This is a genomic window from Desulfovibrio sp. 1214_IL3152, assembly GCF_036763055.1.
GTDB lineage: Bacteria > Desulfobacterota > Desulfovibrionia > Desulfovibrionales > Desulfovibrionaceae > Desulfovibrio.
Genome location: NZ_JBAIYW010000226.1, coordinates 1 through 1,269, shown reverse-complemented (window position 1 = coordinate 1,269; position 1,269 = coordinate 1). Strand labels below are relative to the sequence as shown.

2 protein-coding genes are annotated in these 1,269 nt (G+C 58.2%); both read left to right on the top strand.

The genetic code is table 11. The features are described 5' to 3' along the window. Positions 1 to 505, top strand: a 505-nt coding sequence (locus V6C07_RS04810) for a hypothetical protein (protein WP_333535232.1), incomplete at its 5' end; no start/stop codon positions are given. A 20-nt stretch (positions 506 to 525) separates the two neighbouring features. Next, on the top strand, positions 526 to 1,269 hold a 744-nt coding region (locus tag V6C07_RS04805), incomplete at its 3' end, for a homocysteine S-methyltransferase family protein (protein ID WP_333535231.1).

Below are 1,269 nucleotides of genomic sequence, written 5' to 3'. Positions count from 1 at the left end.
CGCGTCTTGCCGGCCGCTGCCCCTGCCGGGGCGGAAGGCTTCGGGGGAGTGGCTTCAGGCGCGACAACCTCCACCGGAAGCGCGGTTTTTTTGCCTTTTGCCGCTGCTGCTGCCTTGGTTTTGCTCGGGGTTATCTTGCTATTTTTTTTCATTTTATCCATACTCAGGCATTGGCGCTTTCAAAAGCGCTGCAATGTCTGTATGCTATAGTTTTGGTTTATTCTTTTCAATATTATTCATCGGGGCAAAGAACAGCCGTCCGTTGATTGCAGGTGCGGCCGTTACGGCGGGCTTGTCGCGCCCGGCCTTTCGGACCGGGATTTTCAGGACAGTTTGCTGGTTGCGCAGGCCATCATTTTTTGATGAACATGCCCGCGGCTTCCGCTCCTGTGGAAAACCCGCAGCTGCCGGAACGTTTGCATACCATACAGGCATTACGCTTGGAAAGCAAAGACGGGCTTTGCGCGGCAGCCGGGAAAGGCTTGCTTTTTCCAGTAAACTATGACGGCCAAGGTGGCGGCATTCATGACTTTCAGACAAGCGCTCGGTTCGGGACGCCCTCTTTTGCTTGACGGCGCCATGGGTACCATGCTTCAGGCCTCCGGTCTTCCCGCAGGTACAAGCCCGGAAGAATTTTGCATGGCAAATCCCGACATCCTGCGGGGCATCCATGCGTCCTACCTCAAGGCGGGCGTTGACCTGCTTACATCATGCACATTCGGAGGCAATGCCTACAAGCTGCCGAAAGGGCTTGATGTTTTTTCTTTTAACAAGCGCATGGCCTCGGTGGCGCGCGCGGCTGCGGCCGATGTGCCGCGCCCGGAGGGACGCCCTGTCTTCGTGGCGGGCAACGTGGGGCCTACCGGCCACTTTGCCAAGCCTTTGGGGCCTGTAGAGCCTGCCGAGCTTATTGATGTTTTTGCCCAGCAGATCCGAGGGCTTGTGGCCGGCGGCGCTGATCTTATTTTTATTGAAACCCAGTTCGACCTGGCCGAAGCCAGGGCTGCCGTAGTGGCCGCCAGGCAGGTCTGTGACCTGCCCGTAATGGTTTCCATGACGTTTGAGCAGGGCGTGAGCCTTACTGGCTCAACCCCCGCCATTTTTGCCGAAACCATGCAAAACATGGGTGTGGACGTGGTGGGGACCAACTGCAGCCTTGGCCCGGAGCAGATGGAGCCTGTGGTTGCCGAGCTTTTGGGCGTGTGCGCCTGCCCGGTCATGGCCGAACCCAATGCGGGCCTGCCCGAACTGCGGGGAACGCAAACTGTG